Source organism: Mesorhizobium sp. WSM4830, assembly GCF_055811495.1.
This window is the reverse complement of the sequence record NZ_JBVVQI010000040.1, coordinates 1-15,383: the sequence shown is the minus strand read 5'-3', so window position 1 is coordinate 15,383 and position 15,383 is coordinate 1. Positions and strand designations below refer to the sequence as shown.

General features: G+C 59.2%; 10 protein-coding genes and 4 pseudogenes. 9 read left to right on the top strand and 5 right to left on the bottom strand.

From position 1 onward, the window contains the following. Positions 1-29: 29 nt before the first annotated feature. Both AC0L2Y_RS30840 and AC0L2Y_RS30835 read right to left on the bottom strand, forming a co-directional pair. A pseudogene (locus AC0L2Y_RS30840) lies at positions 30-329 on the bottom strand (NAD(P)-binding protein); the annotation flags it as partial. A gap of 108 nt (positions 330-437) precedes the next feature. Continuing rightward, positions 438-1,481, bottom strand: coding sequence for a GlxA family transcriptional regulator (locus AC0L2Y_RS30835; RefSeq protein WP_473561672.1), 1,044 nt, complete (start codon positions 1,479-1,481; stop codon positions 438-440). Between the two features lie 175 nt (positions 1,482-1,656). Here AC0L2Y_RS30835 and AC0L2Y_RS30830 point away from each other — a divergent pair, with 175 nt between their 5' ends. The 8 genes and pseudogenes from AC0L2Y_RS30830 (at position 1,657) to AC0L2Y_RS30795 (ending at position 10,624) form a co-directional block, all read left to right on the top strand. Beyond that, positions 1,657-2,361 carry a GntR family transcriptional regulator gene (locus AC0L2Y_RS30830; protein ID WP_473561670.1) on the top strand — a complete coding sequence of 235 codons (705 nt, stop codon included), beginning with the start codon at positions 1,657-1,659 and terminating at the stop codon, positions 2,359-2,361. Positions 2,362-2,398: 37 nt separating this feature from the next. Beyond that, a complete protein-coding gene (locus AC0L2Y_RS30825) occupies positions 2,399-3,886 on the top strand; it encodes an aldehyde dehydrogenase (RefSeq protein ID WP_473561668.1) in 1,488 nt (495 codons plus the stop codon). Position 3,887: 1 nt separating this feature from the next. Then, complete coding sequence (locus AC0L2Y_RS30820; RefSeq protein WP_473561666.1) at positions 3,888-4,775, top strand: dihydrodipicolinate synthase family protein; 888 nt, start codon at positions 3,888-3,890, stop codon at positions 4,773-4,775. Further along, complete coding sequence (locus tag AC0L2Y_RS30815) at positions 4,775-6,112, top strand: NAD(P)/FAD-dependent oxidoreductase (protein WP_473561664.1); 1,338 nt, start codon at positions 4,775-4,777, stop codon at positions 6,110-6,112. Before AC0L2Y_RS30820 ends, AC0L2Y_RS30815 begins: the two co-directional genes overlap by 1 nt. A gap of 94 nt (positions 6,113-6,206) precedes the next feature. Then, positions 6,207-6,817: pseudogene (locus AC0L2Y_RS30810) on the top strand (electron transfer flavoprotein subunit alpha/FixB family protein); the annotation flags it as partial. A 350-nt stretch (positions 6,818-7,167) separates the two neighbouring features. Then, positions 7,168-8,955 carry a ThiF family adenylyltransferase gene (locus AC0L2Y_RS30805; RefSeq protein ID WP_473561662.1) on the top strand — a complete coding sequence of 596 codons (1,788 nt, stop codon included), beginning with the start codon at positions 7,168-7,170 and terminating at the stop codon, positions 8,953-8,955. After that, positions 8,943-9,443, top strand: a complete 501-nt coding sequence (locus AC0L2Y_RS30800; RefSeq protein ID WP_473561660.1) for a Mov34/MPN/PAD-1 family protein — start codon at positions 8,943-8,945, stop codon at positions 9,441-9,443. Before AC0L2Y_RS30805 ends, AC0L2Y_RS30800 begins: the two co-directional genes overlap by 13 nt. Positions 9,444-9,901: 458 nt before the next feature. Continuing rightward, entirely contained in the window at positions 9,902-10,624 is a 723-nt protein-coding gene (locus AC0L2Y_RS30795) for a LuxR family transcriptional regulator (RefSeq protein WP_473561658.1), read from the top strand. Between the two features lie 398 nt (positions 10,625-11,022). Here AC0L2Y_RS30795 and AC0L2Y_RS30790 read toward each other — a convergent pair whose 3' ends face one another. Then, complete coding sequence (locus AC0L2Y_RS30790; protein ID WP_473561656.1) at positions 11,023-11,304, bottom strand: DNA -binding domain-containing protein; 282 nt, start codon at positions 11,302-11,304, stop codon at positions 11,023-11,025. A 116-nt stretch (positions 11,305-11,420) separates the two neighbouring features. Between AC0L2Y_RS30790 and AC0L2Y_RS30785 the strand changes: the two genes are divergently transcribed. Next, a complete protein-coding gene (locus AC0L2Y_RS30785) occupies positions 11,421-11,654 on the top strand; it encodes a helix-turn-helix domain-containing protein (RefSeq protein ID WP_473561654.1) in 234 nt (77 codons plus the stop codon). A gap of 620 nt (positions 11,655-12,274) precedes the next feature. Here the strand turns inward: AC0L2Y_RS30785 and AC0L2Y_RS30780 are convergent. Both AC0L2Y_RS30780 and AC0L2Y_RS30775 read right to left on the bottom strand, forming a co-directional pair. Further along, positions 12,275-14,580 (bottom strand): annotated as a pseudogene (locus AC0L2Y_RS30780) (S9 family peptidase). A gap of 598 nt (positions 14,581-15,178) precedes the next feature. Next, positions 15,179-15,383, bottom strand: a pseudogene (locus tag AC0L2Y_RS30775) (hypothetical protein); the annotation flags it as partial.

Sequence of the window (15,383 nt, the reverse complement as noted above, 5' to 3'; positions counted from 1 at the left end):
CGTGTCTTCAGGCTTTCGGAGCGCGCTTCGTCACGCAGAAGATCGAATTTGTCCGCGACATGGTTTGCATACTTCAAAATCTCAGGCTGTGATGCGTAGCGTTCGCTCCAGTGCCATTCCTGCTGCAGTTCCTCGGAGAACGAATAGGAATATTGCATGCTCTCGACATCGCATCGCGCGCCGGGATAGCGGTTCCAGAACCACGTACCACCGACACCGGCCGCGGGTTCAAGAACTAATGCCGGCAATCCAAGTTCACGGGCCTGGTGCAGCATATACATTCCCGCGAATCCGGCGCCGACAATAATGATGTCGAATTTGCCGGCCATATCAGCTCCAGAGCGGGGTTCCTTACCGTCAGTATTTTGCACAGGCCACTCCTGGTCTATGCCTCGATTAATTCATCAGATTGCGGACCACGTGCCCTTCGGGCAGCTTCACCGCGTTACTTCAAATCCTTGGGAACACACGGCAGGAGTGTGCGTGCTCGGGTCATCGTCAAGCGTTTTTGCGGGTCCAGCGTTCTCGGACGAAATCCCGGAGCGTCTCCAGACGCTGGGTGGTTGTCCGTAAACGGTACGGAAGACCCTGCCAAAGTGAGACGCATTCTCGAACCCGGCGGCAATCGCGATCTCGATCAAAGGGGTATCGCTTGCCCGGAGTAGCTGCTTGGCGCGTTCGAGCCGCACGCGCCGGTAAACAAGTGCGGGAGAGGTGTTCAGCTCTTTGAAAAACAGCCGTTCGAGTTGTCGCCGCGAGATGCCCAATGCTGCTGCCAGTCTGGAAACCGATAGAAGGTTTTCGACATTCTGCTCCATCAGGATCAGCGCAGCGCGAAGTCTCGGGTCATGTATCTCCAGCGTCAGCGGTCGCCTCGGCTGGACCCACTGCGCATTGCGAACCCTGTCGATTTGCAGCACCTCGAGCGCATTTCGCTCTGCCGCATCACCGATGTGCCGCCGAACCAACTCTGCCGCTAGGTCGGCAGTGCTGCTGCCGCCCGCACACGATCCGCGGGTGGCATCCAGGTTGTAGATCCTGTCAGCCTGAACTTGAAGGCCGGGAAAGCGCTCCCGGAAGTCAACATAATGCAGCCAGCTTACGCAGGTTTCATGGGCGGCCATAAGTCCGGCTTCCGCCAAAATAAACGTCCCGGTGCAGATGCCGATCAGGCGCGCGCCTTTGAAGGCCGCTTCCCGAAGGTACCTCATGGTCTCATTATCGACCGCTTGACCAGTGGACAACCGTCCTCCGACCACGACGATATAATCGAATTGCATTGGGTCACGCAGCAGTGACGTCGGCAAAACCTGTACGCCGCAACTTGAGGTGACGAGTTGCCGGGTATTTGACAAGACCTGCCAGTCCGCGCTGACCCTGCCGGACCTGTCCGTTTCATCGCTGGCCAGTCGAAGCGTATCTACGAAAAGAGCGAACGCGGTCAACGTGAACGAGCGGGCCAGAATGAATCCGACCTTCAACCGGACGGAGGGCCCCTGCCTGCCCCGTGGCGATGAATGAAACACGGTCGATGCTCCGGCCGATCGCGACGTGAGAGACACCTTCAAGTCGCTGCACCAATGGTATATGGCTTTACCTATCTTGACTCATAGTCTTTGTCTACAATATGTCTATCCATGAAAATAAGGACACGCAATGACCCTCGATGAGCAACCTGCGTCGACAGACCGCAAAGGGATCCTTGCTGAAACTTTGGTGCATCGCATCTTGACGATGCAGCTCGAGCCGGGCGCCGTCCTGGACGAGGTTGCTCTGAGCGAAGAGTTCGGCCTCTCCCGTCCGCCGGTTCGCGAACTCATGCGCCAGATGGCGGGTGAGGGCTACGTTGACCTTGAGGCCAACCGCGCTGCGCGCGTATCCATCATGTCGTACCAGACGCTTCGGGATTTTCTGATCGTCGCCCCCATGATCTACGTCGGGACAACGAAGCTCGCGGCTGTCAACCGTACTGCCGGGGACCTGGACGTTCTCAAGGCAACCCAGCAGAGGTTCCGCCAATCCATCGCTGATGATGACGTCGAGAGCCGGGTGATCTTCAATCACCAGTTCCATCTGAACATCGGCAGAATGGCACACAATCCGTATCTACTTCCCAGTCTCAAGAAGCTGCTGATTGACCACGCTCGCATCGGCAAGATCTTTTACCGCCAAAACGGCGGTCCGCGGATTCAAAAGGATCAGGAGACCGCTGCTCAGCAGCACGATCAGATGGTTGAGGCCATCGAGGCCCGCGATGCGGACCGAGCCGGCGACGTGGTGCGCGCCCATCTCGACGTTTTCCGCAGCGACGTGGCGCTCTACGCCGTTCCCAGCGGTATGCAAGGCGAACTCGAAGGATAGGCTTTATCGGTGTCAGTGGACACGAGGGAGAACAGAAATGCTGAACAAAGTCGACTACAAGAAGCAGGCAAGCGCACTCAAACTGCCCACCAAGATGATTGTGGACGGGGTGGCGGTGGCCGCCCTGTTGGGCAAAACGTTCCCAACCCTGAACCCGGCAACGGGCGAAGTCCTGGCTGAGCTTCCGGCGGCGGCCTCGGCCGACGTCGACAAGGCGGTTGCAGCGGCTAGACTAGCATTCGAGGACGGCCGGTGGTCGAAGCTGCCGCCGGCAAGCAGAAAAAAAGTGCTCCTCAAGCTGGCGGCCGTCATCGAGGAAAACGCGCTTGAGCTGGCCCTGATGGAGAGCCTGGACAGCGGCAAAACCATCCATGACTGCATCAACATCGACGTGCCCGAGGCGATTAACAGCCTGAGATGGCATGCCGAAGCCGTCGATAAGATATATGATCAGGTTTCGCCTGCGAATGACGCTTCCCTGGGCCTTATTGTGCGCGAGCCGATCGGCGTCGTGGGCCTGGTCCTCCCATGGAACTTTCCCCTTCTGATGCTGGCGTGGAAGATTGGTCCCGCGCTTGCCGCAGGATGCACGATCGTCGTCAAGCCCGCTGAAGAGACGTCGCTCACCACATTGCGGGTTGCTGAGCTCGCCCTCGATGCGGGTGTGCCAGCTGGCGTCTTTAACGTCCTGACAGGTGACGGCCCGGACGTTGGTGAGCCGATCGGCCGGCATCCAGATATTGACGCTGTTTCCTTCACCGGCTCCACCGAAACCGGTCGCCGCTTCCTGAAATACTCCTCGGAAAGCAACTTGAAGGAGGTCGTGCTTGAAATGGGCGGCAAGAATCCTTGCATTGTGATGGACGACGTTCCCGATCTTGACGCCATGGCCTCCCACATCGCCAACGGCGCGTTCTGGAACATGGGTCAAAACTGCTCGGCCATCTCGCGTCTCTTCGTCCACAAGGACGTGAAGGATCGCCTCCTCAAAAAACTAACGGAAGTAGCTAGGACTTGGACCGTGGGCGACCCGCTCGATCCAGGCACCCGCGTCGGTCCGCTTGTCTCTACCACGCATTTCGAGAAGGTTAGCGCCTACCTGGAAGGCGATGGCAAGGTCGTGGTTGGCGGAAAGGTCTCCAACGGGACCACGATCGAGCCCACGATCATGGAATTCGACCGCCACGACAGCAAGCACGTCCGGGAAGAGATTTTCGGGCCGATCCTTTCTGTCATTGCGGTAAACTCTCTCGCGGAGGCGGTCTCGCTCGCCAACCAGACCGAATATGGCCTAGCCGCCTCTGTTTTCACCGCCGATGGCACACGGGCGCTTCGGGCCGCACGGGCGATCAAGGCGGGCACCGTGACCGTGAACTGTTACGGGGAGGGGGACGCCGCCACCCCGTTTGGCGGTTACAAGCAATCGGGCTTCGGCGGCCGGGACAAGTCCCTCCAGGCGCACGATCAGTATTGCCAGACCAAGACCCTTTGGATCGATTTGACTAGCTCAAACGGGGGTTTCTGAAATGTCATCATTTGCGTTCGCCGGTCTTAATCTCGCTATCACGGCGCCGTTCGACTCGGACGGGCGTATAGATTTCGATCGTTTCCAGGAACTGATCGAGCGGCACCTGGCTGCGGGTGTCGATGGTTTCGTTTTCAGCTCGGGAACAGGCATGCATGTCTATCTGACGCCCGAGGAATCCAAGTCCCTTATAGAACATGGTGCGCGCATCGTCGCCGGGCGGGCCAAGGTGATTGCCCAGGCCTCGGCATTGCTCACGGCCGACGTCGTCGAACGAACGCAGTTTGCAAAGGACTCCGGTGCGGACGGTGTCATGATCCTTCCGCCCTTCTTCGAAGGTCCGTCGGACGACAACAGCGTCTTCGACTTCTATGCCGAAGTTGCCAAGGTCGGATTGTCCATCATTGGGTACAATGTGCCCCAGGCGGTCGGTGTGCGCATAACGCCGGACCTGCTCCGCAGACTCTGCGAATTGCCCGAATTCCGCGCAGTCAAGGACAGCAGTGGAGACTTGATCGGACAGGTCAGGCTGATCGGCACCGGCCTGGATGTCATCAACGGTGCCGATCCGCTCGTCCCGTTCTCCCTTTTCGCGGGTTGCTCCGGTCTGATCTGGGGCGGCGCGAACATTGCGCCGCGCACCTGCGTGGCGATCGTCAAGGCCGCTCGGGAAAAGCGTTGGGACGATGTGCAGTCGCTCTGGCGGCAACTGGAGCCAATTATGTCCCTTCTTTGGGACGGCGACTATGTCCCAAGCGTGTATGCGGCCGCGGAACTCACTGGATATGGGTGCGGTAACGCGAGAAAGCCGTTCCGTCCCCTTTCGACGGACCGCATCACGGCGCTTCGGACGGCGCTGGGCGCGCTAGTCGAACAAGAAGCGGTATGATGACCAGCAAGACTTTTCGTGCGTGTCGCCTCCCCGCCCATGGCGTGGAGTCCGGCTGGGCGGCATTGCTCCCTCCGAGGACGCCAACGCCCGAACTGGATCGGACCATCACTGTCGATGTCGTCATCATCGGCGCGGGTTTCGCCGGGTTGGCGGCCGCTACGAGATTGGCCCATCTCCACCCAGGACTTTCCGTCGCCGTTATCGATGCCGACGTGGTCGGGAACGGGGCCAGTGGCCGTAACTCCGGATTTATCATTGATTTGCCCCACGACATTTCGTCGGGCAATTTCGGGGTGGACGCTGTTACCAAAAGCCACAATGAGATAGTGGTAGCACGGACGGCCATTCAACATTACGCCCGACTGGCGGAGGAAAATGGCTGGGACAAGTACGTGTTCGATCGTAGTGGCAAATACAGCGTGGCCATGACCGATGCCGGCACGGAGCATCTCGCGACGTACTCGTCCAAGCTCAATTCATTGAGTGAACCGCACCAGCTTCTCGGCGCCGAGGAGATCGAGGAAGTCACGGGCACGCGATCCTTCAAGTCCGGGCTCTTCACTCCCGGCGCGGTCATGGTGCAGCCTACAGCGCTGGTGAGGGCCATTGCGGATTTGTTTCGGGAACCCGTCAGGCTGTTTGAGCGGACGCCGGCCCTGTCCATCGAAACATCGTCGAGCGGCTGCACGGTAAAGACACCCAAAGGCGAGTTGAGGGCCGGCCGGGTGATCCTGGCAACAAACGGCCACGCAGAGAGCTTCGGGTTCGGGACCGGTCAACTTCTTCACCTCTTCACCTACGCCTCGCTGACCGAACCGTTCGATCCCTCTACGCTTGCCGGATCGCGGAAATGGGGAGCGACACCGGCCGCGCCGATGGGCACGACCGTCCGACGTATCAACGAGGCCGATGGCGACCGAATCCTCATCCGCTCGCGCTACACCTACAACCCTAAGATCGAAGTTGGCGCGGGCTCGATCAAGTGTGCGAGCGACCTCCATGACCGCAAGTTCGCCGACCGCTTTCCCGATCATCGTCACTTGAAGATGCAGTATCGTTGGGCTGGCGCAATGGCGCTTACTTGGAATTCGGTGCCACTGTTTGGCCAAGTGGAAGACTGCATCTTCGCAGCATGCGCGTGCAACGGCATAGGGGGGACTAAGGCCACGGCCGCGGGCATCGCAACGGCCGAACTCGTAGCGGGGCATCGATCTCAGCTCGGCGAAATATTCCGCTCATTTGAGAAGCCTCAGGCATTGCCGCCGCAGCCGTTTACCGACGTGGGTGCACGGTTGAACCTCGCATACAGACAATGGCGCGCGGGACGCGAATAGGGCTCCTCTGCAGGCTGACTTCGCTTCGCGTGGGCCGTATCTTAACGGGAAGAACAGCCGGCGTGCTGTAAGCGATCGGAACGGAGACAAGAACATGGCTATTCTGCTCATAGCCGAACCCGACAACGCAACGCTTTCCGACCAGAACGCCAAAGCGCTTTCGGCGGCACTGCAGATCGGTTCGGATGTGCATGCGCTGGTCGCCGGCAAGGGCGCCAAGGGAGCTGCCGATGCCGCCGCCAGGCTCAATGGCGTCAGCAAGGTGCTGCTCGCCGAAGCCGACGAACTCACCGCACGCCTTGCCGAACCACTGGCAGCGCTAGTCATCAGCATAGCCGGCGCCTATGACACCATCATTGCGCCGGCGACCGCGTCGGGCAAGAATGTCGCGCCGCGCCTGGCCGCACTGCTCGATGACGCGGAGGTCTCCGACGTCATCTCGCCCGACACCTTCAACCGGCCAATCTATGCCGGCAATGCCATCCAGACGGTGCAGTCTCGACCCACGCCAAGAAGGTGATCACCGTGCGCACCGCTTCGCATCCAAGCGCCTCCCAAGGCAATGCGGCTGCCGTCGAGAATATCTCGGCGGCAGCCGACCCGAGGCTTTCCATTTTCATCCAAAAGAAGCTCTCCGAAACTGAACCCTGCCGGCACGAAGCTCCGAACGTCGTGTCGCCATCAACAAGGGCGAGGAGGTCCAATCTTCGAGGTCGTTGGCTACGGCCTCGTCGGCGACCTTTTCGTTATCCAGCGGAAGATTTCCTCGCGACTGACCGCGATATCGAAAGCCGGGTGAGAGGCCGATTATGCTCAACGGGAACAAAAAGATCGTATTCTCAGCTTAACTGAGAACGCCGCGATGTGACTTTACCTTCCACCAAACACAAATGGAGAATCAACATGGCACGGCCACCAACCCCCGGCAATCCAGGCCACACCCCGCCTGGACCGCCCGACTGGATCCCAGGCCCGCCGGATGGCGTTCCGGGTCGTCCCCCCGGCGTTCCTCCTGGCCCCAAGGATCCACCTCAGCCGCCGGATCGGCCGGTAGGATGACCTGGATAGGCTATGGTGATCTGAAAGCAGGTATGCTCCCCCACTGGGAGCATACCTGTGTAGGACGATTGGATTTCGAACTTCGTGACCTCGCATTCTTCGCCCGAGACTCGCTGCGAATCGACGAAGATCAACTGAAAAACGGGGTGCTCTGCCTCCAGTTCGAATGGCCGCTTGCATCCAGAGAAGTCTGCCAGCTTCGCGCAGTTTTCCCCGACAGCTATCCCTTCGTCCGCCCGCAAGTCTTCCTTCGAGGAAATCCGGAAACCTTTCCGCACAAGCATTGCTCACCGACTGACGGTAACCTTTGCTTGTTGGGTCGTGACACGGGACTGTGGTCCATCGAGTGGACGTTGGCGAAACTTCTTGAGAAACAGCTCACCAACGCTCTGAACGGCACGGGCGTTGAGGATCCGCAGGGCGAACCGATGGAAGTCTGGTGGAACGGCATTGCCCCAGCATTCCCTGGCTATGTCGATGGGAGCTACATGTTGATCGACTCCGACTGGAACGTAGCAGATCAAACAGAGGGAACGCTAAGGGTGTCCTACACCCTGCAGAAGATGGACAACAGAATCAGATTCAAGGGTGCGGTTGAGGAAATTAAAGCCAAGGACGGAACCGTTCTAGCTACTCGGACATATCCTCTCCCCCACGGACTTGAATCGAAGAAGGTCACAGGCACATTTCCGTGGAGGCGCGTAGGTCGTTTCGCGCCGCCACCGCGCGAGGGTTGGCGTGATCGACAGGTGCAGGACCAGATTGCCTTCGGAGGGCGTGCGGTCACTTATGGCTCGCCCCCCATTTCAATGTCCGTCACCGTCCAGTCGACGGAACTCAGCCACGGTACGCACGGCGACACATGGCTATTTCCACTGCGTTACGGACCGGCAAAGTCGTTCCGGCCTGTGAAGCAGGGGCAGAGAGGTACCAGCCCCTCGATGATCATCGTGCCTACGCTCCGAGCCGGGGCCACCGACATCGGCGCCCGAGTTCCGTCGGTGGGCATCTTGAAGGACAAGGTGATTGCCATCTTCGGAATGGGAGCTATTGGTGCCCCAGTTGCCATCGAGCTTTCCCGCAACGGCTGTTCTCATCTGACCGTCATCGACCATGACATCGTCGAGCCAGGAAACTCCATCCGATGGCCACTTGGTGCGACGGCCTGGGGAATGCGAAAGACCACTGCCGTCAAGCAGCATGTGGAGTCCGAATACCCGGGGGTCGAAGTCGAGGCGATCCATCACCACGTGGGGATAGCCACAGCGGCCGACGGGAACGGAGGAGGAGGAGGAGACCATTCAGTTCTACCGCCGATCTTTGCGAAGGCCAACATCGTCATCGACGCAACGGCCTCTTCCGGGATCTCACGTTTGCTGGCCGATCACTGCAAGTCCGCAGGCAAGCCGATGATCTCACTTTTCGGAACGCTATCATTGAAGGGAGGCGTCGTTGCGGCCTACCACCCGAAATCCGGCTGTCCAACCTGCCGCGAATTCTCCTATGCGAAAGGTTTGATCGATAAAGCTCCTGGGTCAGGAGAAGCGTCCGGCCTGAATCAGCCGGCTGGATGCGCGGAGCTGACCTTCACTGGGGCTTCGTTCGACCTCCATGAATTATCTTTAGAGGCTGTCCGGTTGACTGTGGATATTCTTTCCCAGCCAGAAGACTTCAAGGAGTCCTTGGTTCACACCCTCACATTACATGACGGGGTCAGGCGGGTGCCGCCGTCTTGGCGGGTCGATCGCTTGCCTCCGATGAAGGAATGCGGATGCAACCAGTAGTCTGGCTGCCTCAAGCGATCGTGCAGGACATGCAAACCGATGCCGACCTCTGGTATGATCGGGAAACGGGTGGGACCTTCATGGGATACTGGGCCGAAAACGACGCTGCCGTCGTAACAGCAATGATTCCGGCCGGGCCCAAAGCATCTCACGAACGAAGCAGCTTTGTCCCTGATCAAAGCTGGCAACAGGCGGAAATCGCAAGGCACTACGAACGTTCCGGGAGGTTGGACACATATCTCGGGGACTGGCACACCCACCCGGATGCCGTTTCGAACCGCCTGAGCTGGACGGATCGAGCATGTCTGAAGACGATCATCAGGACACCGGCAGCGCGCAATCAGAAGCCCCTCATGGTACTCATGTGCGGCAAACCGAACGAATGGCTCTTGCATCTATGGCTCTGCCAATTGCGGACCAGGTTATTTCTCTTTGAAGTATTAGACGCTGATCAAATTCTGACTGTCTCAAACCGGACAGCAGAATGAGGGCAAAATGAAACTCACGCACTACGAACTGCGGCAGTGTCATCGTGGCCAGATTATCGGGATCACACTCACATCGGGCGCGATCGCCCGATTGCTTGAGAAATTTGAGCAGCTACCGGCACGGGCAACGACATCAATCCATTGCAAAACAATCCGCAGTCCAGTGCGGCACGCGACGGCAGCGCACCTCCTCGCCCGCAGGCTGGATATTCATTCAATGACGGCGCGGAAAGGGAGTCATCCGCCGGCATTGCGCCACTTGCAAATTGCGTCTTTGTTCGAGCGAGCACAAGGTCGGCGCGACGTTGTGCCGACTCAAGACGTTGGTCTGGCTTATGACGTGCTGCATTCCCGGCGAGTTAGGCCGCTAGTCTACCCGCTGTCTGCCCCGCGGTATGCGCCGTTGCAGCGCTTCGCTGCCCGTGGATCGGGGGTAGCTTAAGGTAGGGCCCAGATACGTGCGAGCTGTCTTCGAGAGATTTTTGGAACGGCTTTCAGAAAGCGTCGATGAGGCTGATCTCCGCAGCGCTATGGCCGATGTTGCCTCTGGATTCGATCTGCTCGCTTTTGCCTACCTCTGGTTGCCACCCCGTCCTAATGGCAAGCCCACGCTGATCTCAAATTATCCGGCGCCTTGGACAGCACACTATCTCGCGAACCGGTATCAGAGTGTCGACCCCGTCATTGTGCGTGCACGCGGTGGCGGATGCACATTTCAATGGGAATCCGATTTGAGCGGTGTAGAAGGTGCTTCAGGGGCTAAGGTGTTCGAAGAAGCGGCGCAGTTTGGCATCTGCTGCGGCGTGACGTTCCCGATTGTTGATGGCCGAGGCAATTTCGCGGCAATGACGTTTGCCGGTGAAAAGCCTAATCCTGCATTTTTCCGCGCAGCAGAACGCTATGAAGAAGGTCTGTCGTACATCGCGAGTTGTTTCCATGTGTTCGTTCGCCGAAAACTGACCGCCAATCGAATGATCGACGGTGTCTTGCTGACGCCGCGGGAATACGAGTGCCTGCAGTGGGCAGCACAAGGCAAGTCCGATTGGGAGATAGGCTGCATCCTAGGAATCACGCAGCGCACGGCCGCCTTTCATCTGGGCAACGCTCGCCGGAAGCTTGGGGTGACGACCACGAGGCAGGCAATCGGGCGCCTGGCTCGTTCGGGTTTTTCGGTTCAGTGACAAGTTAAATTTAGCTTCACCTATGTGCAACTGTACTGGCCGCCCTGGCGCGAATGTTGGCCTTCAATGGCCGGGAATTTCCCCGCGAGGACGCTACGTACGGAAGCAAGCCCTCTGGGCACTCGAGTGCCTCAAATTTATGCGCGAATTGCCTGCCCGGTTTTTCCGCCGGAAAAACGCGGCCCTGAGTGAACATCGTTCTTCGGTCATCGACGAATTACTCGCCGGAGGGTCACACCGCGAAACCGCCGAAGTGCCGATGCGGGAAACGTCGCGTCCCACGCAGATTGGAGGGATCATTCGCGATCACCTCCAAAACCCATCCGCCACGCCGTCTCTCGCGGCCGTGCGCTCACAATTGCAGCTATCGTGAGTTCCTTGACAGTCCGCGCCGCGCGTCAGCCGGCGAACAGTTCCTTGTAGCCGGTTGTCACTATCCAGTTCGCGCGATCGATATAGCTGCGAACAGCCTTGCGGGCGCGTACTGGTTCAAGGGCCGGGTCGATGCCGAGAATGAGATCTGCCATCTCCTCCAGGGTAGCATTGTCGGCGCAGGCGTCGAGGATCCGCAGATAGACCTTGAAATGCTGCCTGTCGTAGGCCGTGAGGCTCTCCGACCAGGGGACCTCATCGAGCAGTGTCGAGCTTTCAGTCCCATCTATTCCCGTTGATCGATTCATGTCTGCCGCGAACCTCGCATGTTGATCACTGGATTCAAGACAGCATATCCCAAAATGGGATAATCCGGAACCGGGATTAGTGGCTGAGCCGGTCTTTACCTGACCGGTTCGCCTACATGCCCAAATCTCTTCGATCTCCCCGCCACCAGCGGTTTCTGGACCAGCTGATATCGCTGCGCAAGGCCAGAGGCATGACACAGGCGCAGGTGGCTGAGAAGCTTGGCCGGCCGCAATCATTCGTGGCCAAGTACGAGGGTGGAGAGCGGCGTCTCGATATCATTGAGTTTCTCGACGTAACTATGGCACTTGACGCTGACCCGTGCGAGATTCTGTTGAGCCTGCGGTCATAGCTGGCGCCGGCGCGCGTCGCGGCGCACCGGCTGCCGCGGACCAGCCGGTTTTATTTGGCAATCTCAGGCGTCTCAGCCATTCTGCTCTCGCCCTGGCGCGGGTCGTCAGACCCGCGAAGCTCTTCTCTGTTGGGCCTTTCGTGCGGAGCAGGGCAGGCGACACTCCCTTCTAGGCCCGCCGCGTCATCCCGCAACCCTTCGCTCTCGCTTCGGGTCCTTCTCTTCGTTTCGGTCGTTCGGATGCGGTGCGCCTCAAAGGCGGCCCTTCCGGTCGCAACTCGCCGCCCACCCCCGGTTCCGTCCCGCTTCCGAGGAAAGCCGCGATCGGCGAGCGGAGGCAAAACGAAGCATGCAAGACAGAAGCGTACCGTCATCGAAGAGGCAGGTAGAGGCCGGGCGCCAAGTCCTCAATTCCCGCTTTGCGGCCGTCGAGCGTCCGAATCGTTCCTGTTTCCGTCCTGCTAAGGCCCGTTGCGCAGGAATCGACGCAGGCCCTCGTCCGAGCGGTTTTTCGCTCGCTCGCCGCCTCGGTCACAGCCAACAAAAGGGGCGCGAGGATTGCTATAGGCGGAAGCTGCCGAAGCCAATCATCGTGACGATTTGCTCTTTTGCAGCTCGGTTCATTTAGCGTCCCAGTCGGGCGGGGTCTGTCCGAGAATGTTGCGAACGAAGAAGTCCAGGAGTTTGCGCTCAGTATAGATGCCTGGCGCGCCGTGATCGGCACCAGGCACATAGACCATGTCGAAATCTTTTCCCGCCTTGATGAGTCGGTCGGCAAGCTGCAGCGAGGAGGACGGGTCGACATTGTGGTCCATTTCGCCGACGACGATCATCAGCTTGCCCCGCAGCCTGTAAGCATTGTCGATGGCGGAGGATTGGGAATATTCAATGCCGACTGGCCACCCCATCCACTGTTCGTTCCACCGGATCTTGTCTATCCGGTTGTCGTAGCAGCCGCTGTTGGCGACCGCGACCTTATAGAATTCGGGATGGAAGAGCAGCGCGCTCACCGCGCTCTGGCCGCCTGCGGACCCGCCGAAAATGCCGACATTGGAGATATCGTACCACGGATACCTCGCGGCGGCCGCCTTGTGCCATAGAACGCGATCGGGAAAGCCTGCGTCCTTCAGATTTTTCCACGCAACGTCATGAAAGGCGCGCGAGCGGTTGTTGGTACCCATGCCATCGATCTGCACAACGACGAAGCCCAGCTGCGTGAGCGGCTCTGTCTGCCTTGAGAAGGATTTTGGGACGAACGAGCCATGGGGCCCGGCATAGATATGCTCCACCACCGGGTACTTCTTCTTCGGATCGAAATTGGCGGGCAGGTGGATCACGCCCCAGATATCAGTCTTGCCGTCGCGCCCCTTGGCGTGGAAGCTGAGTGGCGGCTGCCAGCCGGCGGCGACGAGCTCGGAGATGTCGGCGGTCTCCACCTGCATGAGTTTGACATCGTCGCTGGCGCGGTAGAGCATCATGCGGGGCGGCAGATCGATGCGTGACCAGAGATCGACATAATAGCGGCCGTCGGGAGAGAAATCGACATGGTGGTTGCCCGGCTCGGGCGTGAGCTCAGTCAGCCCCTCACCGTCGAAGCCGATGCGGTAGGCATGGACGAAATAGGGGTCCTCACCCGGGTTCCTCCCGCTCGCCTCGAACCAGATCTGGCGCTTGACCGGATCGACATGGTTGACCCCCCGCACGACCCACTCACCGCTGGTGATCTGGTTCTTGAGCGCGCCCGTCTGGCCGTCGAACAGATACAGGTGCTCGTGCCCGTCGCGTTCGGACGCCCAGATGATCTCCTTCCCGTCGTCGACGTCGTAACGAAAGATCTTCCCGGTACCCTCCTGATCCATCACCAGACGCTGGTAATCAACAAATGTCTTGCTGGTCTCGTCGATGATCGAGCGCGCACGGGCCGTGGCGGCGTCTACCTCGACCAGCCGATAGAGCTGATGCCCGCGCTGATTATATTCGAAAGTAAAGCCCCGACCGTCCGCCCACCACCGAAGAGGGGAAAGTTCGAAGGGGTTGGAGAACAGGGCGTTGTCGATCACGACCTGGCGGCGGCCGGCAATGTCGAACAGGACCGGCTGGGGCAGCGGAAGGACATCGCCCGGCTTGGGATAGACCAGTGTCGAATGTATGCGCTGCAACTGGTCCGTCGACGAATCGAGGTAGTGGAGCTCCCGCTTGAAGCCGGGGCGAACACGGTAAGCCGCGAGGTGGCGCGAGTCCGGCGACCAGCTCAGTGTCGAAAAGACATAGTAATTGCCCTCGGATCCATCCCGGCTCAGCGCAACATCCTGCAATCCGTCCTTGCTGCGCAGGAAAACATTGTAGTTTTTTATATAGACGGTCCATTTGCCGTCGGGCGAGACGCTTCTCTGGTTGGGTTTATTCTCAGCCGGTGGCGTGTAGCGGTGGCTGAGCTGAAAGTCCCGGGCTCCCATATCCAATTTTGTGCGGGTGCAGGCATAGCTTGCAAGGTCGCAGCTCCACCGGACCTGCTCAATCATGAAGTCCAGCGTGCGACCATCCTCGGTCAGTTCGAAACGCTCGAAGGGAAGATCGCCGGCCTGATAGCTCTTATGGCTCGCTTCATTTAGCGCCGCCGCCAGACGGGCCTGATCGAAGGCGGCCCGTTTCAAACCCGTGGCAGCATCGACCCGCATGAACTGCCGCTCGCCATGGGTAGTCCGGCGGTACACGAACGCTTTGGCTCCAGTTAGCCAGAACGGCCCCTCGGGGACATTCACGGTGAGTCCGCGATAGCGATGGTGGATCGTCAATGCCCGCTCCAAATCGCTCAGCCCTAGCGGTGGATGTGTACCGTTCGAACCGTTGGCATCGCCAGAGCGGTTGCCGATCCCGATGCCACTTGAATTGATAACGCGAGCGCCAAAGCTCCGATCTTGAGCATATCTGTTCACCTCTTTCGGTTTTCGGAAGACGCATTGTTGGAGTCTGGCTTTTCATCGCCGGCATGCAGCAGCGTTGAGCGTTGCTCGAGGGAGTCAGCACGCGGGTGCGGCCGAGACGGCAGTCAACATGACCCGTGCGCCTACGCCAGGAACTGGCCGGGTGAACCAGACTGAAGAGTTGGCATCCGAGCCAGCAGGGTATTTTCCATGTCACAAATATTCAAAGCCCGATGGCGCCTTGCAATCACACTCCATTGCTGTTCCTGCGCCGGAAACGGCCGGAACGGGCCCGGCACGAAGCGTTAGCGATCGACATTCTCTGCATGGCTGGCGTCAGTCCGTTGATCCCTGTCCGGATGAACGATGCAATATGCGCGCCAAAGGAAAATCCCTTTAGATCAAGGCCGTCGATCGGACCGGCTGTGTCGGACGACCGACATTAACGTCGCATATCGACAGATCGGATAACCCCAAGTCACATTGACCTTGGGTGTATGTCGGGTTGACAAGAGTGGACCGTCGGGCCGACGGAAAAAGGGCGCACGAGGCGCCCTTCAATCGACTCGGCTGTGCCTAAGCCGCCTTCGCCTGCCGTTGTCAGAAGCGGCAAGTGACACCTGCGCCTATCAACCAGGGATCGAGCGTGGCCTTGCCTGTGAGCTTAGCGCCGGCGACAGTGACATCGAAGTCTGGCTTCAGGAAAAGCTTCTTCACGTCGAAGTTGAGTAAGCGCCAAGCTGACCCCATCTGGCGCGGTTTGAGGTGATGAGCGAGAGATAGTGACACTGAAGGAGCTGAGGAG